The organism is Longimicrobium sp. (assembly GCF_035474595.1).
In the GTDB taxonomy this organism is placed as follows: domain Bacteria; phylum Gemmatimonadota; class Gemmatimonadetes; order Longimicrobiales; family Longimicrobiaceae; genus Longimicrobium.
On record NZ_DATIND010000149.1, the window covers coordinates 52,876 to 75,168 of the forward strand.

General features: G+C 71.2%; 21 protein-coding genes and 1 pseudogene. 2 read left to right on the forward strand and 20 right to left on the reverse strand.

Annotated elements, in window-relative coordinates:
• Positions 1–187 precede the first annotated feature (187 nt).
• The 19 genes and pseudogenes from VLK66_RS25320 to VLK66_RS25410 form a co-directional block, all read right to left on the reverse strand.
• Positions 188–778, reverse strand: a complete 591-nt coding sequence (locus tag VLK66_RS25320) for a M23 family metallopeptidase (RefSeq protein ID WP_325312293.1) — start codon at positions 776–778, stop codon at positions 188–190.
• A 148-nt stretch (positions 779–926) separates the two neighbouring features.
• Positions 927–2,063 carry a hypothetical protein gene (locus VLK66_RS25325; RefSeq protein WP_325312294.1) on the reverse strand — a complete coding sequence of 379 codons (1,137 nt, stop codon included), beginning with the start codon at positions 2,061–2,063 and terminating at the stop codon, positions 927–929.
• A 736-nt stretch (positions 2,064–2,799) separates the two neighbouring features.
• A pseudogene (locus VLK66_RS25330) lies at positions 2,800–3,006 on the reverse strand (cold-shock protein); the annotation flags it as partial.
• A 463-nt stretch (positions 3,007–3,469) separates the two neighbouring features.
• On the reverse strand, positions 3,470–4,012 hold the full coding sequence (locus VLK66_RS25335) for an MOSC domain-containing protein (RefSeq protein ID WP_349260547.1): 543 nt from the start codon (positions 4,010–4,012) through the stop codon (positions 3,470–3,472).
• Positions 4,013–4,042: 30 nt separating this feature from the next.
• Positions 4,043–4,423: a VOC family protein gene (locus tag VLK66_RS25340; protein ID WP_325312296.1), complete on the reverse strand. Its 381-nt coding sequence runs from the start codon at positions 4,421–4,423 to the stop codon at positions 4,043–4,045.
• 22 nt (positions 4,424–4,445) lie between these two features.
• On the reverse strand, positions 4,446–4,889 hold the full coding sequence (locus tag VLK66_RS25345; RefSeq protein ID WP_325312297.1) for a DUF5990 family protein: 444 nt from the start codon (positions 4,887–4,889) through the stop codon (positions 4,446–4,448).
• Between the two features lie 257 nt (positions 4,890–5,146).
• Positions 5,147–5,926, reverse strand: a complete 780-nt coding sequence (locus VLK66_RS25350; protein ID WP_325312378.1) for a class I SAM-dependent methyltransferase — start codon at positions 5,924–5,926, stop codon at positions 5,147–5,149.
• Positions 5,927–5,928: 2 nt separating this feature from the next.
• Complete coding sequence (locus VLK66_RS25355; RefSeq protein ID WP_325312298.1) at positions 5,929–6,288, reverse strand: hypothetical protein; 360 nt, start codon at positions 6,286–6,288, stop codon at positions 5,929–5,931.
• 385 nt (positions 6,289–6,673) lie between these two features.
• Complete coding sequence (locus VLK66_RS25360) at positions 6,674–7,861, reverse strand: cytochrome P450 (RefSeq protein WP_325312299.1); 1,188 nt, start codon at positions 7,859–7,861, stop codon at positions 6,674–6,676.
• 227 nt (positions 7,862–8,088) lie between these two features.
• Positions 8,089–8,709 carry a TetR/AcrR family transcriptional regulator gene (locus VLK66_RS25365; RefSeq protein ID WP_325312300.1) on the reverse strand — a complete coding sequence of 207 codons (621 nt, stop codon included), beginning with the start codon at positions 8,707–8,709 and terminating at the stop codon, positions 8,089–8,091.
• 117 nt (positions 8,710–8,826) lie between these two features.
• Complete coding sequence (locus VLK66_RS25370; protein WP_325312301.1) at positions 8,827–9,072, reverse strand: hypothetical protein; 246 nt, start codon at positions 9,070–9,072, stop codon at positions 8,827–8,829.
• A 109-nt stretch (positions 9,073–9,181) separates the two neighbouring features.
• Positions 9,182–9,463, reverse strand: a complete 282-nt coding sequence (locus tag VLK66_RS25375; protein ID WP_325312302.1) for a DUF3303 domain-containing protein — start codon at positions 9,461–9,463, stop codon at positions 9,182–9,184.
• A 230-nt stretch (positions 9,464–9,693) separates the two neighbouring features.
• Complete coding sequence (locus tag VLK66_RS25380; RefSeq protein ID WP_325312303.1) at positions 9,694–11,037, reverse strand: sorbosone dehydrogenase family protein; 1,344 nt, start codon at positions 11,035–11,037, stop codon at positions 9,694–9,696.
• 167 nt (positions 11,038–11,204) lie between these two features.
• Positions 11,205–11,708 carry a hypothetical protein gene (locus VLK66_RS25385; RefSeq protein WP_325312304.1) on the reverse strand — a complete coding sequence of 168 codons (504 nt, stop codon included), beginning with the start codon at positions 11,706–11,708 and terminating at the stop codon, positions 11,205–11,207.
• A 275-nt stretch (positions 11,709–11,983) separates the two neighbouring features.
• Positions 11,984–12,943, reverse strand: a complete 960-nt coding sequence (locus VLK66_RS25390) for an alpha/beta hydrolase family esterase (protein ID WP_325312305.1) — start codon at positions 12,941–12,943, stop codon at positions 11,984–11,986.
• Between the two features lie 178 nt (positions 12,944–13,121).
• A complete protein-coding gene (locus tag VLK66_RS25395) occupies positions 13,122–13,703 on the reverse strand; it encodes a 2OG-Fe(II) oxygenase (protein WP_325312306.1) in 582 nt (193 codons plus the stop codon).
• A gap of 50 nt (positions 13,704–13,753) precedes the next feature.
• Positions 13,754–15,802, reverse strand: coding sequence for a helicase-associated domain-containing protein (locus VLK66_RS25400; RefSeq protein WP_325312307.1), 2,049 nt, complete (start codon positions 15,800–15,802; stop codon positions 13,754–13,756).
• Positions 15,803–16,045: 243 nt separating this feature from the next.
• Positions 16,046–17,725: a DNA repair helicase XPB gene (locus VLK66_RS25405; protein ID WP_325312308.1), complete on the reverse strand. Its 1,680-nt coding sequence runs from the start codon at positions 17,723–17,725 to the stop codon at positions 16,046–16,048.
• A gap of 176 nt (positions 17,726–17,901) precedes the next feature.
• Positions 17,902–18,459, reverse strand: a complete 558-nt coding sequence (locus VLK66_RS25410) for a GNAT family N-acetyltransferase (protein ID WP_325312309.1) — start codon at positions 18,457–18,459, stop codon at positions 17,902–17,904.
• Positions 18,460–18,608: 149 nt separating this feature from the next.
• Between VLK66_RS25410 and queG the strand changes: the two genes are divergently transcribed.
• Positions 18,609–19,787, forward strand: coding sequence for a tRNA epoxyqueuosine(34) reductase QueG (gene queG / locus VLK66_RS25415; protein WP_325312310.1), 1,179 nt, complete (start codon positions 18,609–18,611; stop codon positions 19,785–19,787).
• 24 nt (positions 19,788–19,811) lie between these two features.
• On the opposite strand, the gene VLK66_RS25420 is transcribed toward queG, so the two are convergent.
• Complete coding sequence (locus VLK66_RS25420) at positions 19,812–20,264, reverse strand: tetratricopeptide repeat protein (RefSeq protein WP_325312311.1); 453 nt, start codon at positions 20,262–20,264, stop codon at positions 19,812–19,814.
• Positions 20,265–20,669: 405 nt separating this feature from the next.
• On the opposite strand from VLK66_RS25420, the gene VLK66_RS25425 reads away from it, so the two are divergent.
• Positions 20,670–22,121, forward strand: coding sequence for a CHAT domain-containing protein (locus VLK66_RS25425; RefSeq protein ID WP_325312312.1), 1,452 nt, complete (start codon positions 20,670–20,672; stop codon positions 22,119–22,121).
• Positions 22,122–22,293: the final 172 nt, after the last annotated feature.

Here is a 22,293-nt window from a genome sequence, read left to right on the forward strand (position 1 = left end):
TCCTCCTCCCGTTGCCTCGTTCGCCCACGACCGCGCTCCGGGTGACACTCGCTTACCGGCGGCGCGGATGCAAGCCCGGGCCATCGCACCCGGCGAATGGAATTCGCGGGCAACAAGAGCACCAAGTCCCTGCGGGACTGCGGCCGCGGCATCCCGGCGGCTCGAAGGGGGCTGGCGAGGGGGCAGATCAACGCGTGGCTTCGCGGAGGAGGGGATACGGGTTCAGGTCGCGGCCGTGCCACCAGCGGTTGGGGTCGGTGACGGTGTAGATGCCGAAGTGCAGGTGCGGGCTGCCGCCCTGCGCGTTCCCGGTCGTTCCCACGTAGCCGATGACGTCGCCCGCGCGCACCAGCTCGCCCTCGACGAGGCCCGCGCGGTAGCCCTGCAGGTGGGCGTAGAAGTAGAGGGTGCGCGTGTCCAAGTCGCGCTCGTAGATGGAGATGCCGCCCAGCGCGCTGGAGTCGCGCTTCACGATCACGCCGGGCGCGGCGGCCAGCACCGGCGTGCCGCGCGGCGCCATGATGTCGATCCCCAGGTGCTTGCGCCCGCCGGAGCGCCCCGCGCCGAAGCTGTCGCGCAGCTCCCCCGCGCGCACGCCCGCCACGGGGATCACCAGCCGCGGCGCCGCCTCCGCGCGCCGCAGCTCCTCGGGCCGCGCGAAGCGGACGACGAGCGCCTTCCCGGTGATCGCGAGGAACGTCACCACCCCAACCAGCAGCGCGCCCTCCACGAGCGCGACGGCGATGGCGGCGGTGCGGAACGACAGGCGGATGCGCATGGAAGGACCGGCGGGCGCACGAAGCGAGCCGTCAAAAGAAAAGTCCTAAGTGCTAAGTCCTAAGTGCTAAGTTAACTACGACTTAGGACTTAGGACTTAGGACTTAGGACTTGGGACTTAGGACTTAGGACTTCTTCTGCTTCTCGACCTACCGCCGGTCGTACGTCACCTCCACGTCGTACGACTCGCCCGTCTTCCCCAGCACGCGCAGGGAGATCGCGGCGTTGCCGCGGTCCAGCGGCACGTCGTCGTTCACCTGGAACGGCGCGCGGAAGAGGTTGCCGAAGCGCGAGTCGAAGCCGGCTTCGCGCGGCACCACCTTCACCGGCGAGTGGCCGCTGTCCACCGTTCCGTCGACCTCGTACACCAGCACGCCCTCGCTCCCCGACGGCTGCAGCTTGTCGTCCACGCCGGGCTGCGCGACTTCGACGACCAGCACCTTCGACGGCGAGGCGGGGTCGTCCACCGGCAGCACCAGCATCTGCAGGCCGTCGCCGCCGGTGGCGGGGGCCAGGCGCACCACCTCGCGCGTGGGCTGGGAGACGTAGCGCATCTGCGAGGTGTCCAGCCAGCCGTTCTTGCGCCGGTCCCACGCCAGGAACCCGTTCGCGCGGAAGATGTCGGACATGATGGACCAGCAGCCGGCGTCGGACTGGTCGGCGGGCGCGGCGGCGCCGAACGGGTACTGGTCCGGCAGCCCGAACAGGTGCCCCACCTCGTGCACCAGGTTGATGAAACGGTTCTTGTAGCTGTCGCGCCCGAAGGTCACCGCGTGGCGGATGGTGCCGCTCGGCGTCTGCGCCGCGTGCCCCTTGTCGGCGATGAACGCGGGCGAGACGGAGAACTTCGCCTCGCGCGGCGACACGATCATCACCACCTGGAACTCGGAGAACTTCACCTCGGACTTCGCGAACAGCGCCGCCGCGTCGGAGATGTACTCGCGGTGCAGGTCGAAGCTGACGAAGTCCACGCCGCCGTTGACCAGCTTGCCGTACTGGTCCGACGGCTTCGCCAGCTGCCGCCATCCCAGCTCGGACTTCACTTCCACCTGCAGCGCCAGCTTCCCCTGCGACTGGTTGAAGAACAGCCGCTGCGCCTGCCCGCCGCCCAGCAGGCGGTCGGCCACCTCGCCGGGATCGTCCTTGCCGGGCGCGTCGGGGTGGCCCACGAAGACCATCACCGCCTTGATGGTGCCGACCGGCTGCAGGTACATGCCGAAGTCGGTGGGCCCTTCGCCGAACACTCGCAGCCCCCGGGAGCTCAGGGGCGGAATCGCGTCTGCCATGGAGATACCTCGCGCGGAAATAGGGGAGGGAAGCTGTGCCGCCGTGCGGAGATGGATGGCCGGAGCGCGGAAGATTTCCTGCGGTTCCGCGCACGAACGGCGGGGTGGGGCGGGGGCGCGGGTGGGGATTGCGTCGCGCCTGCCAAGGGATTGTAAACCACTCTCCCGCCGTCTACAAGTGCCGGAGCCGAAGTCCTGAGTCCCAAGTCCCAAGTCCCAAGTCCCAAGTGGAAATTCAGCTTAGGACTTGCGGTCGGCGCGGCGTTCGCAGACGGGATTCATGCGTGATCCACAGGCTGACGTGCGATCATGCGATAGATCCTTCGGCCTGCAGCATTCGGTGCGGCGAATGTTACAGTGTGGCCGGCCTCAGGATGACGTCTGGTGGTGGGACGATGATGTGTCTGTCGACCGCCCAACGCACTTCCGCATTCTCGCACTCTCGCACTTCTGTCCAAAGAAGGGAGGCCCGGGCACCTGCCCGGGCCTCTCTCCCGATGTGGAGCGCTGTTTACCAGCGGTCGCCGCCGCCGCCGTAGCCACGGTCGCCGCCGCCGCCACCGCCGTAGCCGCCGCGGCCACCCCCACCGCCGCCGTAGCCACCGCCGCCGCCGCCACGGCCGCCACCACCACCGCCGTAGCCGCCACCGCCGCCGCCACGGCCGCCACCACCGCCGCCGTAGCCACCGCCGCGGCTGCCGCCACCGCCGCTCTCGCCGCCGTCTGCGGGCGCGTCGAGACGCACCACGTTCTCGGCCGCGGGGCCCTTCGTGCCCTGCACCACCTCGAACTCGACCGGCTCACCCTCGTTCAGGGTCCTGAACCCCGAGCCCTGGATCGCGCTGTGGTGCACGAAGCAGTCCTTCTCGCCGTTCTCGCGGGTGATGAAGCCGAACCCCTTCTCGGGGTTGAACCACTTCACCGTCCCCTTTTCCCTCGCCATAGCCGGTCACCCTCTGGAGTTGGTGTTTTGCAGCCGCCGCTGCCGGAGCAAGTGATTCCTGCCGCGCATTGCGTGCCAGAGCTCCACGACGGGCGAGATCGACGGGCGCGCCAGGGGAACAACACGGGGAAGTTCGGTTGAAAACGGCCAGCCGTCAACCATGCAGTTGCGCGATTTTGCCGCCCCTGGCGTCCAAAATCGCGATTCTGGCGACTGTCCGGCCCGCACGGGCCCGAAACGGGCGGCGGCGTTCCATTCTCCTCCGCGCATGCGCCGCCGCAGCTTACACCCCGCCACGATGTGCCGCATGCACCGCGCCACCGCGACAGCTTGTCCTCGTTTGTCCCCCCGGCGGCTTCTTTCACGCGGTCACAATCGCGTCCCGATCTGTGTCCTTTCGGTATCGATCTCCCGCACTTCCGCACTTCCGCACTTCCGCACTCACGCACTTCCGCACTCGTTGTCAGACGGGCTCCAGCGCGCGGTGCGGCTGCGGCGGCAGCTCCACGGCGATGGCGTCGCCCGGGCGGACCTCGCCGCCGGCCAGGACCACGGCCATGATGCCCGCCTTGCGCACCAGGCCGCCGTCCGCGTCGCGGTCCAGCACCGCCGCCATCAGGCCGGGCTGGAAGCGGTCCAGCTGCGCGCACGGGTTGCGGAGCCCCGTGACCTCCACGAGCGCCGCATCGCCCAGGCGCAGGCGCGTGCCGGCGGGGAGGGCGAGCAGGTCGACGCCGCGCGTGGTCACGTTCTCGCCCATGTCGCCGGCGGAGACGTGGAAGCCGGCGGCGCGCAGCTCGTCGTGCAGCTCGGCGTGGATCAGGTGCACCTGGCGCAGGTTGGGCTGCGTGGGGTCGCGCGCCACGCGCGAGCGGTGCTTCACCGTCACCCCCGCATGCGCGTCGCCGTCCACGCCCAGGCCCGCGAGCAGGCGGATCGCATCCTCGTTCGCCTTGCTGAAGGCGTGCGCCGGGCCGCGGCTGACCGCCGTCACCGTTCCATCCATCCGAATCTCCCGCATCTCCCGAATCTCCATTCAGAACTGGGTGATGGAGAGGACGTTGCCGTCCGGATCGTGGAACCACGCGATCCGCGCGCCCGCGGGCGAGGTCCAGACGCCCAGCTCGTCCTGCTCCATCCCGCCGTAGCGCAGCGGCTCCGCGCCGCGCTCGCGCAGCTCGCGCACGGCGGCGTGCGCGTCGGCGACGTCCCACCCGAGGATGGTGAACGGCGCCGGCTCGAAGCCGGGGACGCCCGCGACGTTCACCACGCGCAGCATCGTTCCGCCGCAGTCGAACACCAGCGCGAACGCGTCCTCGCCCACCAGGCGAAGGCCCAGCACGCGCTGGTAGAACGCCCGCGCCCGCGCCGGATCGCGCGTGGGAACGAACGCCACCAGCTTCGCCGATCCCAGCATCGCGCCCTCCGCGGGTGATGGGTCAATCGCGACGCATCGTCCAACCGCCGTCGAGCAGCGGGACGGTGGCGCAGCACGGGCCGCCGTCGCGCGCGGTGCCCTCGATCCGCGCCTCGAGGACGGCGCCGGGGGTGGCCAGCGCCGCCTCGACGAGCGGCCAGTCGATTGCGGCCGTCTTCACCTTCGCGCGGCGCGTCCAGCACGAGCCTGCCTGCCCGGCCGAGGTTCCCGAGCTCACGTAGACGAACCGGTCCGCCGGCGTTCCGTGCGCGAACGGCCCCAGCACGTTCACCGCGCCGCCGCGGTCCGCCACGCGGACGGTGAGGTCGAACACGATCTCCCCGGCCGACGCGCGGGTGGGCGGCAGCAGCGCGTCGCGCCCGCGCTGCACCGCGAACGCCACCCCCATCGGCGGCCGCACGACGACGATGCGCAGCGGGAGATCACGATCGGTGGACGTAGTCATGAGGTGGTGCTGGAGATGGGGATCGGATCGCGCACATTGCCAGCTGGACCAGGCTTGGGAAGGCGAATGAATTCGCGGCAACAACAGCACGAAGTCCCTGCGGGACTGCGGCCCCGGCACTCGCGCGATAGCCAGGACCTTCACTGGAGAAGTCCGCGAAGGCGGACTGTGTGCCGTTGTAGCCGCGACTTCAGTCGCATTTTCGCGATTTCCGATCCGCGCCGTCGCCGGGATCTACCGGGATCCATCCCGCGCCATCACCCCGGCCGCTGCAGGTCGAAGATCACGTAGTACGGCACGCGCGCGGCGTCGGCCAGCTTCGGGTTGGCGCGGACCGCGTCGTCGGTGGGGCGCGGCTCGCGGACGGCGCGGAGGTGAAAGCCGGCGGCGACGATCCACTGGAACCAGTCCTCCAGCGGTACGTGCAGCATGGCGGTGGTGAACCCGCCCCAGCGCTCCCACTGGAACTCCACCGGCCCGCGCTCGAAATAGCGGTCGATGCAGAGCCAGCGCTTGCCGCCGGCCTCGTCGCGCTCCCAGCGGCGGAACGGCGTTTCGCTGCACGGATGGCTGATGGACGCCACGAACCGCCCGCCCGGCCGCAGCACGGAGAACACGCCGCGCAGCACCGCCGCGGGATCGGGCATGTCCTGCAGGGCGATGCACGACACCGCCAGGTCGAACGACTCCGCCGCGAAGAGCGACGCCACCTCGGCCGCGTCGCCGGCGTGGTAGGCGATGCCGAGCGGCGACCGCGCCTCGTGCCGGCGCGCGTGCTCGATCATCCGTGGCGAGATGTCGACGCCCTCGGCCCGCGCGCCGCGCGTCGCCATCTCCCGCGCCAGGTATCCGCTTCCGCACCCCACGTCCAGCACGCGCAGGCCGCGCACGTCACCGCAGGCGGCCACCTGCGCGGGGCCCAGGAACTCGTAGCGGTAGTAGTCGAGCCCCGCTTCCTGGCTGGCCGCGTACCCGTCCGCCGCGCGGTCCCACGCGGCACGCACCGAGTCCGCGTCGAAGCGCGCGGGCTCTGGCACGCTCAAGCCCGGATCACTTCCAGCGCGACCGCCGCCGCCTGGCGCAGGTGGTCGGTGTGGATGCGCCGCTGCATCGTGGTGGCGGTCGAGGCGAGCTGCTCGAACATGCTGCGGTGGTGGCGCTCCCCCGCCGACAGCGTCGACAGGCGGTGGTGCGGCTGGTTCGCGTCCATCCACTCCAGCTCCTCGCGGCTGAGCGCGGCCACGCGCCCGAGCGTTTCCATGTCGTCCAGCCTCTCGGCGGCGTGCGCGGCCGCCGCGAGCGCGTGGAACGCCACCTCGTGCTCGCCCAGCTGGAACGAGGCGCCGTGCACCTGCAGCAGCTGCTGCAGGATGGGCTGAAGCTGGTCATGCTCGCTCATGGTCGGCTGCGCGGAAGGGTGGCCGTGGAAGAGCGGGAGATGCTGAAGAATAAGCCGCGCCGGCACCCCGGGGAACGGCGGCATCGTCCGGGCGGCGATTCAGCCAGAGCGAGCGCGGTCCGAGTACCCCGAATGGAATTCGGGGGCAACAACGGCACAAAGTCCCTTCGGGACTGCGGCCCCGGCATTCGCGCGGTTGGCCGGGCATTCACCGGGAGTCCACGCAGGCGCCGCGCAGGCGGACTGTGTGCCGTTGTAGCCGCGAGTTCACTCGCATTTTCGCGATCGTAATCCGATCCCCATCGTCCATCGCCCCATCCCTGTCATCCCCCTCGCCTCATCTCCGTCATCCCCATCCCTCCGATCCCGTCAACCCACTCCGCTGTCACACCGCGGCGGGCTCGCGCGGCTCGAAGCGGATGGGGAGGCGCGTGGGGCCGTGCACGTGGAAGGCCTCGCGCGGCTCCCACGGTTCGACGCCCGCCAGCTCGATGTTGCCCAGCCGTTCGAGGAGATGCGCCAGCGCCACGCGTCCCTCCATCCGCGCCAGCGCCGCGCCGATGCAGAAGTGGATGCCGTGCCCGAACGCCACGTGCGGGTTCGGATCGCGGCCCACGTCGAAGCGCGCGGGCTGGTCGAAGTGCGCGGGGTCGCGGTTGGCAGCGCCGATCCACGCCAGCACCAGCTGCCCCGCGGGGATGGTGCGCCCGCGCATCTCCACCTCCTGCCGCGTGGCCCGGAACACCGCCTGGACGGGGGACCGGAAGCGCAGCACCTCCTCGATGGCGCCGGGAAGGATGCGCGGCGCGGCCTGGATGCGCGCGAGCTGGTCCGGGTGCTCGACCAGGGAGAGGACGGCGTTGGAGATGAGGTTCGCCGTGGTCTCGTGGCCGGCCAGCAGGAGGAGCTGGAAGAAGCCGAGGATGTCCTCCTCGGTCAGCCGCTCGCCCTCCACCTCGACCTCCACCAGCCGCGTCAGCAGGTCGTCTTGCGGCGCGCGGCGGCGGGCTTCCAGCAGGGCGGGGAGATACGCCGCCATCTCGTCGTGCGCGGCGGCGAAGCTCTCCACCGCCCGTTGCGCCCGCGCGTCGTTGGCGACGGCGTGGCTCAGCGCGACGATGGCGTCGGTCCAGCGGCGGAAGCGCGGGCGGTCGGCCACGGGCGCGCCCAGCATCTCCGCGATCACCATCAGCGGCAGGGGGACGGCGTAGTCGGCGACCAGGTCCATCTCCCCGCGCTGCGCCGCGCCGTCCAGCAATTCGCGCGACAGCTCGCGGATGCGCGGCTCCAGCGCGGCCACCGCGCGCGGGGTGAAGGCGCGCATGATGAGCCCGCGCAGCTGCGTGTGCCGCGGCGGATCGGCGAAGATGAGCCACCGCGAAGTCCGCGGCGAGTTGGGGGAGACGACGGAGCTGAAGGTGGCCGCGTCGTTCAGCGCGCGCTTCACGCTGTCGTAGTCGAACAACATCCAGTGCCCGGACTGCGGCTCCTGGAACACGGGCGACGCCGCGCGCAGGTGGTCGTAGAGCGGATACGGGTTGCGGCGCGTGTCGTCGGAGAAGAGGCTCTGCATGGGCGCGACCTCCGATCGCCTGGGGATCGGGTTGGGGGATCAGTCCTAAGTCCTAAGTCCTAAGTCCTAAGTGCTGAGTGCTGAGTGCTGAGTGCTGAGTGCTGAGTGCTGAGTGCTGAGTGCTGAGTGCTGAGTGCTGAGTGCTGAGTGCTGAGTGCTGAGTGCTGAGTGCTGAGTGCTGAGTGCCGAGTGCCGAGTGCCGAGTGCTGAGTGCTGAGTGCTGCGCGTCATCCGCCGCCTTCGCGGGCGAAGGCGCGGAGGAGGATGGAGACGATCTCGCGCGCGAGCGGCTCGTCTACCGGGCCGCCGGACATCAGGTAGCGGTAGAAGAGGGGCCCGCCGATGACGTCCGTGGCGAGGCGGATGTCCAGCCCCGCGCGCAGCTCGCCGCGGGCGACGGCGCGCTCCAGCACCTGGCGCACGGCGGCGCGCCAGGTGGCGTCGAAGCCGGTGCGCACCGCGTGGGCGATGCGCTCGCTCCGCGCCATCGCCGCGACCAGGCCGGAGAGGAGCAGGCCGCTGGCGGGGTCGGCGTACATCCCCAGCGCGGCGCGCATCAGCGCCATCAGGTCGCCCTCCGCGCCGCCGGTGTCGGGGATGGGGATGGCGGCCACGATCCGCCCGATCGCCTCGATCACCAGCGTCTCCTTCTCCTTCCAGCGCCGGTAGACCGTCGCCTTGCCGACGCCCGCCTTCGCCGCGATCCCCTCCATCGTCACCGCGTCGTAGCCCACCTCGCGGATCAGCGCGACCGCGGCGCCCAGGATGGCATCGTGCGCCTCCTCGCTCCGCGGCCGCCCCGGCGCGCGCGTCTCCACCGCCGGTGATTCGATACGCTCTCGTTTCATAATCACCAACATGCGACGTAGCGATACGGAACGCAAGCGTATCGTTAATGGAGATCGAAAGAAGAAGGGCCGGGGAGGCGATTCCCCGGCCCTTCCGCGCCGCCGCCTAGGCGCTCCTCAGGTCGCGCAGAGGCAGCAGCCCTGGCGGCAGAATCCCGTTCCGCCGTTCTCCGGGAAGTAGGAGAGGCAGGTCTGCGAGCAGGCCGCCTGGGTGCTGCAGGCACCGACCTGTCCCGCCGCGGGATTGAACGGACAGGCGGCCGCCGCCTGCGGCGAAGCCATCAGCTGGCTCGCCCCGAACGCCAGCGCCGCCGCGATGGCGACGCTGAACAATCCCCTGGATGCCGCTGCCGGTCTGATCACGGGTGCCCTCCCTGTAGGGTGATGGGAACCGCAGCCGGCCAAACCATCGTCGGCAGCTATAATCATGTTTCCGGAATTTTTCTGCGCAAGAAAGATGCGCGGCTGCACCTCAGGCGGGGTCGTTCGTGGGTGCGAACGCGGCCGCCGCGTCCGCGGAAGTGACGACGGGCACGACCTCGAAGTCGACCAGATCGCTCCACGCGGCGATCCATTCGTCCAGCAGGCGCCGGTCGTCGCACTCCATCACCTGGTAGCAGCGGCGCAGGTCGGCCGTCACCCAGCTGGCCACGTAGCGCAGCCCGTCCGGCGCCAGCCGCCCACGCTCGCGGAACCGCGCGTACACCGGCGCCGCATCACCCCCGCGAAAGTGCTCGACCACCATGTAGAGCATCGGCCGTTCAGGCTGGGAGTGAGATGGAGGTGGTCGGCCCAGGGTAACTGAAGGCGAATGAATTCGCGGCAACAACAGCACAAAGTCCCTGCGGGACTGCTGCCTCGGCGCCTGCGCGTTCGCCAGGCATCGGGGAAGTCCGCGCGGGCGGACTGTGTGCCGTTGTAGCCGCGAGTTCACTCGCATCTTCCAAGCATTCAACGCCGTGGAGATGGAGCTTGCCGCGATTCCTACCTCGCCGCCGCCATGCCCGGCGCCGCGGTGACGCGCCAGATGGTGTTGCCGACGTCGTCCGCGACGAGGAGGGCGCCGCGGCGGTCGAGGGCCACGCCCACGGGGCGGCCGTACGCGTTGCCGGCGGGGTCCAGGAAGCCGGTGAGCACGTCCACGGGCTGGCCCCGCGGCGCGCCGCCGGCGAAGGGGACGAAGATGACCCGGTAGCCGCTGCGGGGCTCGCGGTTCCACGATCCGTGCTGGCCCACGAACATCCCGTGTGCGAAGGTGCCCGGCAGGCTCGTTCCCGCCGACCAGGCCAGCCCGATCGAGGCGGTGTGCGGCCCCAGCGCGTAGTCCGGCCGGATCGCGCGGGAGACCAGGTCGGCGCGCTGCGGCTTCACGCGGTCGTCCACCGTCTGCCCGTAGTAGCTGTACGGCCAGCCGTAGAACCCGCCGTCGCGCACCGAGGTGATGTAGTCCGGCACCAGGTCGCTGCCGATCTCGTCGCGCTCGTTCACCGCCGTCCACAGCGCGCCCGTCTCGGGCACCCACGCCAGCCCGTTGGGGTTCCGCAGGCCGGTGGCGAACACGCGGTGCGCGCCGGTGCGCAGGTCCACCTCCCAGATCGCCGCGCGCCCCTCCTCGGCCGCCATCCCGTTCTCGCCCACGTTGCTGTTGGAGCCCACGGTCACGTACAGCTTCGTCCCGTCGCGCGAGGGCAGGATGTTCTTGGTCCAGTGGTGGTTGATGCGCCCCGCCGGCAGGTCCACCACGCGCGTGGAGCCGCCGCTGATGCGCGTGTCGCCCGGATTGTAGCGGAACCGGACAACCGCGTCGCTATTCGCGACATACAGGTCGCTCCCGATCAGCGCCATCCCGAACGGCGAGTTCAGCGCCTCCAGGAAGGGTGTGCGCACCTCGGCCACCCCGTCGCCGTCGGCGTCGCGCAGCAGGGTGATGCGGTTGGCGCTCGGCACCCCCGCGCCCGCCTTCCCCTGCAGGCGCCGGAAGAACCATCCCTTGATCCCCCTGCCGTCGTCGGGCCGCACCGGCGCGTTGGTCTCGGCCACCAGCACGTCGCCGTTGGGGAGCACGTACAGCCAGCGCGGATGCTCCAGCCCCGTGGCGAACGCGCCCACGGCGGTGCCCGGCGCCGCCTGCGGCATCACCCCCCGGGGCCAGCCGCGCGCCGGGGCGATCAGCACGTTCGGGAGCAGCCCCACGCGCGGCGCGGGCAGCATCGGCGCGGGCCCCGTCCCCGCGGCCACGGACAGGCGCGCCGGGCTGCTGCACGCGGCCGCGGCCATCGCGGCGGCCACGAGCGCGAGCGAACGGCGCGGGAAGATGGAGATGGTCATTCGGCCCTCCCCTGCGGAAACGCGGAAAGCGTCGCCAGCCCGGACGGCCCGGGTGGCGGCCGCCGATCAATGCAGATCGCGCACCGGATTCCCGCCGCACGGCTTCGCGCGGCGGATCGAGGTCATGGGAAGATGGAGATGGCGATCGGGAGAGGCGGAGACGGCGCTCAGCGATGCGCGCCCGCGGCGGGCGCGGATGTGGTCGCCCGCAGCGGCTCGGCGGAGACGATGAGGTCCACGGTGTCGCGGCGTGCGCACTCCGGGTCGCCCTCGCACGAGGCGGCGAGCACCCACGCGCGGCGGCGCTCCACCCGCACGCGCTTGCCTACCAGCTCGCGGCGCTCGCACAGGCCGAAAGCGGCCTCCTGCTGCCCCTTCACGGCGCCGCCGGACTCCAGGTCCATGTAGCACGCGCGGTCGCCGCCGGTCAGGCCGCGGACGGTGGCCACCTCGCCCATCGTGCTGTCGGCCGCCGGGTCCACCGCCGGCGCGCGCGCCGCCTCCGCGGTGTCCGGCGCGGCCACGGCCGTCGCGCGCGCCCGCTCGCCCACGGCAGCCGTCTCCTTCGCGTCGCCCCTGCACGCCGCCGCCCCCAGCGCCGCCGCGATCAGGAGCGCCGGGAGACGGACGTGGCGGAGGGCGCGGCGCCCGCGCGGCTGCAATGCGGTCATGGCTCGGGATTCGGGAGATGGGGATCGGGATGGAGAGCGCGGAGGTGCGCGAGCTTCGATGGTACCGGTGCAGTCCTGCGCGGGCAAGACATCGGGACGCCGAAGCCGGGAAGGCGAATGAATTCGCGGGCAACAACTGCACAAAGTCCCTGAGGGACTGCTGTCCGGCATCGGGGCGCGCCGGAAGCATCTTCGCTCGTCTCGTTCTCTGAATGAATCACACGGAGGGAACGGAGGGAACGGAGGGAACGGAGGATAGCTCGATCAGTCCTCCGTTACCTCCGTTCCCTCCGTGTGAGATCCTGCCGTTCAGAGGAGGGCGCCTGTGACCGCGGATGCGCCGCGAAGAAGTCCCAGATGACGCGGGATGCGTCCAGTGCGTCGCTCGGGCGGTCGAGGAAGCGGGCCATCCGCTCCCCGCCGGGCCACGCGTGCGGGCCGCCCTGGATGGCGATCAGCTCCACCGTGGTGCCGCGCGCGCAGGGGCCGTAGCTGGTGCGCACGACGGTGCCGCTGCGGGCGGCGGCGGGCGCGGCGGAGCAGCCGTCCAGCCGCCGCCAGGTGTCGATCGCGTAAGCCACGCTCCGCGCGTCGTGCCGCGCCAGCGCCTTGCTTCCCACGCCGCCGTTGAAGGGAATGTGGTCGTCCGCGGTGCCGTGGATGGCCAGCACGGAGACGGGGCGCGGCGGGCGGCAGACCGGCACCGTCAGCTCGCCCGACACCGGCGCGATCGCGGCGAAGCGGTCGGCGAGCGCGCAGCCGGCCGCGTACGCCATCATCCCCCCGTTCGACATTCCCGTGGCGTAGACGCGAGCGGGGTCGATGCGCAGCGTGCGCTGCAGCGTGTCGAGCAGCGCGCGCACGAACGCGACCTCGTCCACGCGCTGGGCCTGGGCGTAGCCGCAGCAGCTCCACGCGTTCCAGGTCAGCAGCCGGCCGCGGAAGCGCCCCGTCCCGTTCGGGTACACGGCAATGAACCCCGCGCCGCGCGCGACCTCGCTGAGCCCCGTCTGCCGCCGCGCGCCGGCCGCGTCCCCGCCGCCGCCGTGGAACATCAGCACCAGCGGCAGCGGATGGCGTCCGTCGTACTGCGGCGGCAGGTCCACGAGGTAGCTGCGGCCGCGCCCGCCGATGCGGAGGTGGCCTTCCCAGCTCCGCGCGCCGCCCGTCTGACTCCACAGCGCGGCGGGAACGAGCACCACGAACGTCATCACCAGCGCGAGCGAGCGGCGCATCCGCATCTCCCTTCCCGTGAGCGTTTCGATGGCGATCCTGCGCTATACAACAGCCATCGCCCCGCCCGCGTTGGGAATGAGGATCACACAGAGGCATGGAGATACGGAGGCACGGAGAACCGCGATGAGTTCTCCGTGCCTCCGAGTCTCCGTATGCAAACCGCCGCCGGATCGGGTCCTACGCCGGCGCGCGGAAGAACGCGGCGATGGTGTAGCGCACGCCGTGGGTGACGGGGAGCACCTCGTGCGTCGTTTCCGCGCGGAAGGCGACGAGCGAGCCGGGCCGCGCGCCCGCAGCGACGCGGAGGGTGGGCCCGGTGTACGGCCCGTGGAAGACGAGCTCGCCGCCGCCGTATGTCCCCGCCGCGGGCTCCGGCGCCTGCGGGTTCAGGAAGACGACGGCGGAGACGCGGCGGAAGCGCGATTCGTCCCACACCAGCGGCGTGTTGCCGTCCTGGTGCGCCACGAAGAAGTCGCCCTCCTGGTAGCGCAGGAACTGCGGCTCCTCGCACTCGCCCAGCGCCACGCCGAAGTGCTTCTCCAGCGCCGGTTTGCCGTCCATCAGCCGGCGCTTCACCTCCTCGCGCACCTCCGGCGGCAGCGCGAGCCGCGTCGTCCGGCGCGTCGCGGGGCGGACGGCGCCGTCGGGCGTCTGGCTCAGCACCGTGGCCGGCCCGCCGCCCGCGCGCTCCATCTCCGCCGCCAGGGCCGCCAGCGCGCCGGCGTCCAGGAAGGTCTCGATCTCCAGCAGGTCGATCATGGGGGCGATGTCGGAGTGAAAGTTCGAGTGCGCCGGGGCGCCGAGCGGGATCACTCCTGCACGAAGATCCCCTTCGCGCGCAGCTTCTTCACCAGCGTGGACACGGTTTTCGCGTCGCCGTCCAGGCGCAGGAGCGTGCGGGTGACGGAGGAAACCTGCGGGCCGCCCAGCGCGCTCACCCGGGCCGCCGTCTCCATGTCGGGGCACTCCACCAGCACCGCGGGGCGGATGCGCACCCGGCGCGTGCCGCCGAACCAGTCGCGCACCTGGCGCGCCACGTTGGCCGGCACCGGCGCGCGCGACACCCCGGCCAGCGTCTTCAGCATGCGGTCGGCCGTCACCCCCTGCTCGGCCGCGCGCAGCACCGACGCCTGGGTGATGCGGAACAGCGCGCCGACGCCCGTGCCCGTGCGCTCGGCGAAGCGCGCCAGCTCCGCCTCCAACCGCGGCGAAGCGGAAAGGAAGACGATCTCGAAGTCCGGCTGCACCACCACCTCGCCGTCCACCGCCGCCGCCAGGCGCAGCTCGTCGGTGGCGCCCAGCAGGTAGCGCCCGGCATCGGTCAGCGCGAAGGCCGCGTCGTCGCCCACCCGTCCCAGCCGCGCGCCGCCCAGCGGGACCAGGCGGACCCGCAGGAAGATGTCCAGGAGCTCCTCCCACACGCCCTCCCAGCCCTCGCGCGTGCGCGGCGCCCCGCTGTAGCTCGAGCGCTTGCGCAGGGCTGCCGCGTCGGGCCCCAGGAACGGGTTCCGCAGCTCCGCGTGGTAGCGGGTGAACGCGTCCACCCGCACCATCCCGTCCGCCGGCGCCGACAGGAAGGCCGCGGCAAGCGCGGCGCGCAGGTCCGGCTTCGCCTCGTCCACCCCGAACGGGAGGCGCACGCCGAAGAAGTCGATCGTGGCGAGGCGGGCCGGCGTCCACCCCGGGTTGCGCTGCGGCGAGGCGCGCAGCGCATCCAGCACGTGCTTCAGCCGCTCGCCCTCGGACAGGGCCAGCCACTCGCGCCCGGCCGTGGTGGCGGTGAAGGTGAAGCGCTCGCCCGACCTCACCCCCGCCAGCCGCAGCCCCTGCAGCGCCTCCATGGCCAGGTCGATGCGGGCCGCCAGCTCGGGTGGCAGCGCCGGGCTGTCGTCCTCGTCGGGGTCGCCGGCGCCGACCACGGCCAGCGCCGCGTCGGCCCAGGCCGGCGGCCGCAGCAGCCGCGACGCGAGCGCCTTCTGCGAGCGGACGTACAGGCTGCCGTCGTTGCCGCGCACGGGGATGGGCTCGGCGGCGGCGTCCACCAGCACCGTGGTCATGTCGCTGACGCGGAACGGCGCCTCGAAGGTCTCCGTCACCTCCACCGGCTCGGGCGGAGACGGAGGCGGTCCCATCCGCCGCACGATGGCGGGAAGGACGCCGAGCACCGCGTCCGGCCCCGGCTCCCGCAGGGAGACGAAGACGAGCAGGTAGCGCAGCCCCGCCGCGAGTGCCACCGCGCGTTGCCCGGGCGTCGCGTCCGGCAGCAGCTCCGCCAGCGAGCGGAGGGGAACGCCGGCGGGGTGCGCGGCCAGGGCGCGCACCAGCCTCCGCAGCGCCTCGCCCACGACCGGGACGAAGAGCCGGGGCTGCTCGCTGCGCGGGAGGTGCGCCCGCTCCCATGCCAGCAGCGGGGATCCCGGCGCGGTGGCCAGGAAGCCGTTCAGCCAGTCGACCGACGACACCATGGCCGCCACCGCGCCGCGGTCGGACCACCCGTAGTAGCCCGTGGACTGCCCTCCGGCCAGCGCGTTCGTCTCCTCGTGCGTGAGCTGGTCCTGCAGGTACGCGTCGGAGAGCGCACCGCGCAGCCCGTCCAGCGGGCGCACGCGGTCCATCGCCCGGAGCGCGGACAGGAGCGGCTTCAGCTCCGGCGCGTGGGGATACAGCTGCCCCCTGGGCCCCGGCGGCGTGACGAACCCCGCCGCCACCAGCTCGTCCACCGCCGCGCCCAGCACCGCGGGCTCCGCGGCCGCGCCGGGCTTGATCTGCAGGAAGGCGAGGCGGGCGGCGCGCGAAAGCGCCTCCCACCGCGGCAGCGCCTCCAGCGCCGCGCCCCAGTCGATGTCCGCCAGCTTCATCTCAGCTCGAACTCGATTGTTCGCGATTCAGGACGATACCGGATTCGAGAATTGATCGCGCAATCCGGCAGCGCACGTGCGACCTCGCTTATGGATCCTTTGGCCTGCAACCATTCGTGCAGGGGAAGACGGTGTGGCCGGCCTCAGGATGACGTCTCTCTGTGCGTTTCTAGTGCGGGTGCGTACCCGATCCGGTGGCACCCGGCACTTGGCACTTGGCACTTGGCACTTGGCACTTTCACCTCAGATCTCCCGCGGATCCGCGATGCGGTACGCATATCCCTGCTCGCAGAGAAAGAGCTGCCGCTTCATCGCGAACTCCTGCTCCGAGGTGTCGCGGCTGACCAGGGTGTAGAAGTGGGCCTGGTTGGCGCCCTTCTTGGGGCGGAGGATGCGGCCCAGGCGCTGCGCCTCTTCCTGCCGCGAGCCGAAGGTCCCCGACACCTGCACGGCCACCGCGGCATCCGGAAGATCGACGGCGAAGTTGGCCACCTTGCTCACCGCCAGCACGGGAAGCCGCCCCTCGCGGAAGTCGCGGTACAGCGCGTCGCGCTTGCGCTGCCCGGTGGTTCCCGTCAGCACGGGAATGCCGAGCTGGCCCGCCATCCACTCGATCTGCTCCACGTACATCCCGATCACCAGCGCCGGCTCGCCCGGGTGGCGCTCCAGGATGCGGCGCACCACGCCCAGCTTGTCGGGGTTCTCGCTGGCGATGCGGAACTGCTGCCGCGCGTCGGCCACCGCGTACGGCATCCGCAGCTCCTTCGGCATGGGCACGCGCACCTCGGTGCACGCCGCCTTCGCGATCCATCCCTGCCCCTCCAGCTCCTTCCACGGCACGTCGGCCTTCTTCGGGCCGATCAGGGCGAACACGTCGTCCTCGCGCCCGTCCTCGCGCACCAGCGTGGCGGTCAGCCCCAGCCGCCGCCGGGCCTGCAGCGCGGCCGTCACCTGGAAGACGGGGGCGGGAAGGAGGTGCACCTCGTCGTACACGATCAGCCCCCAGTCGCGCTGGTCGAACAATTCCAGGTGGCGGAAGGCCGCATCGGCCCTGTCCCGGTGCGTGAGCACCTGGTAGGTGGCCACGGTCACCGGGCGCACGTCCTTCGCCTGCCCGGTGTACTCGCCGATCTGGTCCTCGTGCAGGGTCGTCTTGTCCAGCAGCTCGCCGATCCACTGGCGCACCGCGGTCACGCTGGTGGTCAGGACCAGGGTGGAGCTGCCGACCCGCGCCATGCACTCCATCCCCACCACCGTCTTTCCCGCGCCGCAGGGGAGCACCACCACGCCGCTGCCGCCGCGCTCGCTCCCGCCCGCGTGGAAGGCGCCCGCGGCCTCGGCCTGGTACGCGCGCAGGCCGAACGCCTCGCCGCCGCGCGTGGTGGCGCGCAGCGAGATGGGGAGCGGCTCGCCGCGGGTGTAGCCGGCCAGGTCCTCGGCGGGCCACCCGGCCTTCACCAGCGCCTGCTTCAGCCGCCCGCGCTCGGTGGGGGGCACGGCGAACGCGGTGGGAGACACGCGCTCGCCCAGGTGCGATGCCACGCCGCGCACGCGCGCGATCATCTCCGCCAGCTCCGGCTCGTCGGCCGACAGCACGATCCCGTCGGGGCCGCGCTCCATCCGCAGCCGGCCGTAGCGGGCGGCCGCGTCGCGGATCGAGGTCTCGACCACGGCGGGCACCGGGTACTTGGCGTACTCGCGCAGCGCCGCGATGATCTCGCCCGGGTCGGTCCCGGCCGCGCGGGCGTTCCAGACGGAGAGCGGGGTGATGCGGTAGGTGTGCACGTGCTCGGGGCTCTTCACCAGCTCGGCGAAGGGCGCGATGCGGTCGCGCGCCTCGGCGAAGCGCGGGCTGCCGACCTCGGCCAGCACGCTCTGGTCGCCCTGCACGATCAGCGGGTTTTCGGGGCGGTACTCGCTCACGCGGGGAACTGCAAAGGGTGGGGGATGTGGATCGCGTACGGTGTTTCCGGTGGAAGCGCGGGAATTCTAGCGGATCGCGGCCGGAGACGAAAGTGTCTGTGGTAAACGCGAGCGGCCGCGCGGAAGGGAAAGGCGGGTGGGGGAGATGAGGATCCGGAGACGCGCGGAGATGGCGGTCAGCGCAGGTCGATGCGGAAGCGGAGTCCTTCCTCGTGGGCGTACTGCGCCGGCTTGGTGAAGTGCTCCACCAGCACGCCGCCGTTGGCCGTGATCACGCGCTGCGACGCGACGTTGCCGGGATCGGTGGTGAGCTCCACGTACTCCAGCCCGAGCGCCTTCGCCTCGGGGAGGAGGAGGCGGAGCGCGAGGGTGGCGTAGCCGCGGTTGCGCTTCCACGGCACCGTTGCGTAGCCGATGTGCCCCAGCACGTGCGGCGGCAGCTCCGCGGTCCCCGGCTGCCAGCGAAAGCCGATGCTCCCGCAGAACTCGCCGTCCCACATCCACTTGCGGTAGCCGGGAAGCCGCGGAACGGTGGAGCCGTCGGGAAGGGTCACCGCCGGCCCCTTCGCCTCCAGGTCCACCATTCCGCGCAGGAACGCCGCCGGGTCGCTCGCGATCGCGGCGAGCTGCTCGCGGATGGCCGCCTCGGGACGCGTGTTGTCCGGCGACCATCCCCGCTCCAGCGCGGCGACGTATCCGGGGAGATGCTCGTCGGAGGGGAAGACGAGGTGCATTCGATCGAGTCCGGAGTGCCAGGTCCTGAGTGCCAAATGCGATGGCGATGCCGTGGGTGTCGCTGAAGCCCAGCGCGCTGCGGAAACGTACAGCACGGATGCGGAGGGCGGAAGGGCACGCCCGCACGTGCACGGGTGTATGCGGCGGGATGACGCAGACGGCCGCGCTCTCGCCCGCCGCACTCTCCGCGCGGATCCGCAACCGCGCGCGGGAGATGGGCTTCGACCTCGTCGGCATCGCCCCCGCGCACCCGAGCGCGCACGGCGACGCCTACGAGCGCTGGGTCGCGCTCGGGATGCACGGCGAGATGGGCTACCTCTCCCGCGAAGACGCCGTCGCCAGGCGGAAGGACCCCGCCGTCCTCGTCCCCGGCGCCAGGTCCGCCGTCGTCGTCGCCCTCCGCTACTACGTGCCGGACGCCGATCCGGCGGTGACGGGCGATGCCTCGCGCGGCATCGTCGCCCGCTACGCGCGCGGCGACGACTACCACGAGCTGATGAAGGAGCGGCTGATCGCGCTGCAGGAGTGGATCGCCGCCGAGCTCGTCCCCGCCGGCGGGCGCGCGTACGTGGATACCGGCGCGGTGCTGGAGCGCGAGCTGGCCCAGCGCGCGGGAATCGGGTGGCAGGGGAAGAACACCATGCTCATCCACCCGCGCCGCGGCTCGTACCACTTCATCGGCGAGGTGCTGCTCGACGTGGAGCTGGAGTACGATCACCCGTTCGCGAGCGACCACTGCGGCAGCTGCCACCGCTGCCTGGACGCCTGCCCCACCGGCGCGCTCCTCGGCCGCGACGCCGCCGGCGCGCCGGTGATGGACGCGCGGCGCTGCATCTCCTACCTCACCATCGAGCTGAAGGGCCCCATCCCCCGCGAGCTGCGGCCGATGATCGGCAACCGCGTCTACGGCTGCGACATCTGCCAGGAGGTGTGCCCGTGGAACCGCTTCGCCCAGCCGACGAACGAGGCGGCGTTCCTGGCGCGCGAGGGGCTGGACGGGCCATCGCTCATCGGGTGGATGACGATGACGCAGGAGGAGTTCAGCCGCCGCTTCAGGAACTCGCCCATCAAACGCACCAAGCGCCGCGGCCTCCTGCGCAACGTCGCCGTCGCGCTGGGCAACTGGGGCTCGCCCGAGGCCGTTCCCGCCCTCACCGTCGCGCTGAACGACGAGGAGCCGCTGGTGCGGGGGCACGCGGCGTGGGCGCTGGGGCGGATCGGCACGGAGGCAGCGAGGCAGGCGCTGCGGGAGAGGACGGAGGTGGAGGAAGACGCGTCGGTGCGACAGGAGATACGGCTAGCGATGGAGTCGAAGGCCGGGTTCTAGAGGAGCCGAAACGAGAGGAAAGACCTATCCCCATTCCCGGAGCAAACGCTGGACGGCGTCGGCGTTTGCGTCCCCGATTGCGTGGAAGATTCTCCACGCCGCCCGGGCGTTGGACCTGGCGCTCTCCATCTCGCCCAAGTCCCGGCAGGCAAGGCTGGCGTTGAAGAGCGTGATCGCTTCTCCTCGCCGGTCCCCCAGTTCCCGCGCCAGGCGGACGCGCTCCTCGAAGAGCTCGATGGCGCGGCGCGCCTTGCCCAGGTTGCGTTCGAGGATGGCAAGGTTGCCCATTGCCTGCCCCTCGCCCAGCCGGTCGCCGATCTCGCGGGCCAGCGCCAGGTCGCACTCGATGTACTCCCGCACGCGGTCGAACTGGCGAAGGCGCCGGTACGCCGCGCCCAGGTTCCCCAGCATGTGCCCCTCGCTCCTGCGGTCGCCGCGGGCGCGGCTAATCTTCAGGCGCCGCTCGAACAGCTCCACCGCCTTCTGGAGATTGCCTGCCGCGAAGTGCCGGCCGGTCCAAGCCTTGATCCCGGAGCTGCACGGAGGGGCAAGCGGAAAGCCCCGCGTGCGCGCGCAGGAAGGCCTGCTTTAGGCGACTCCCCAGTCCCCGCAGGTCTTCGTGTGGAGGCGACGATCTGAAGGAAAACACCCCGGCTCGGTTTCCTCGATCTTGAAAGGTTGTTGAACGCGTTCGGATACGCGAACTTCGAACCGTCGCACAGCCCGTTCACTGCAGTCGGCTCATCGGCTGGTCCCCGGGCGCCACGCTCGCCTCGGCTTCATCCGCGATCGATCTTTCGATCCTGATTCCGCCGTTCCTCCCCGGTGGTGACAGCGGGGGATTTTCCCCGGCTGCGGAAGTCGTGTTCCTCCATCGCGATCATGAGCAAACTCAAAATCCTCTTCTTTGCCGCCGACCCACTTTCCCTTCCGCCGGGTGGGCGCCGGCCGCGACTTCGGCTGGACGAAGACGTCCGGGGCATCCGGGAAAAAATTCGCCTGTCCGAGTACCGCGACGCGGTGGAGGTCGACCTCCGTCTGGCGGCGCGACCCGACGACCTGCTCCAGGCCCTGTACGAGGTACGGCCGCAGGTGGTTCATTTCAGCGCCCATGGCTGGAGCGAGGGTCTGATTCTCATGGATCCGGCAGGTCAGCGGCCACACAGGGTGCAAGGGGAGGCGCTCACGACGCTGTTCCGATCTTTCCCAGGCAACATCCGGCTGGTTGTGCTCAACGCCTGCGATTCTTACGCGCAGGCGGAAGCGATCGCCGGCGTGGTCGGATGCGCCATCGGGATGCGCGGAGAGATCACCGACGAGGCGGCGATCACGTTCGGCAGCTCGTTCTACCGCGCCATGGGTTTCGGCGAATCGATACAGGCCGCGTTCGACCAGGCGCGCAGTGCCGTGGGACTTTCGCACTTCTCCGAGCGCGACTGCCCGCGACTGGCGGCGCAGCCGGATATCGATCCCGCGCGGCTCGTGCTGGTTTCGCCCACGAGCAGGCCGCCACGCGCGCCAGGCTGGACGAAGCGAGCGGTCATCACGTTGGCGGTCGCCGGTGCCGCCGGGGTGGGAGCTGTGTACCTCCGCCCGGACCGGAACCTGGAACCCAGCCTCCCCGCACCTCCCTCCTCCCCCGACTCGGCAGCCGCCCGGGTCGCCCCGCCGCCCGCGGCCCCTTCCCCGGTCCCAGATTCGGCCTACCGGCCACCACCGCTGGACGAATCAGGAAACACGGTCCAGAACGGCGGATTCCAGAACCGCTTTGCGGAATGGACCCGCTCGGCCGATCGGGTCGGGGGCAAGGGCACCAACGAGATCGTATCGTTCGCGGACGCACGTTCCGGGTATGCGCTTCATCTCACCTACGAAGGGAGGGGCAGTCTCCTGTTCACGCAGAAGGTCTCCGTTCCCGGACCTGACTACGTATTTCGCGGAACGTTTCGCGCCTCGTCGCACGAGGGGCCGATGATCGGTTTCAGCGGGACGGGCATCGCGACGGTGATGCTGCAGTATCTGGACGCAGACGGCCGGTTTCTCGGTATGACGAGCTTCTACAGCTACGTGCAGAACCCGTTGGCCAATACCCCGCTCGTCGGCGTGCCAAGGCGCGGGAACGGCGGAAACAACGTTCATTACATCGACGTCGAGAAGGAGCGGCTCTACAAGGACTACGAGCTCGACATCCGGAGGGAGATCGAGGAGAACCTGCTCGGCGTGGTTGCCGAGCAGGTACGCACGGTTGCGATTGCGCTGTACTGCGGCGCCACCGACGATGGCGCCGGAGCCGAGCTCTGGGTTTCCGATCTGTCCCTGCGGCCGAGGCGTTAGAGCGGTTTTCTCTCCGGTCCGGAGTTCGTCTCGCATCCGCGGCCGCGGCGCCCTCTCCCTGCGCCTTGGAGCGCAATCCCTCTCCCGTACCGGGAGAGGGGGTATGCCTCGGCATCGTCCTCCCTGCGGACACCCGTGCGAGGCAGACGCAGCGGTGCCGGTGAGGAGTGGC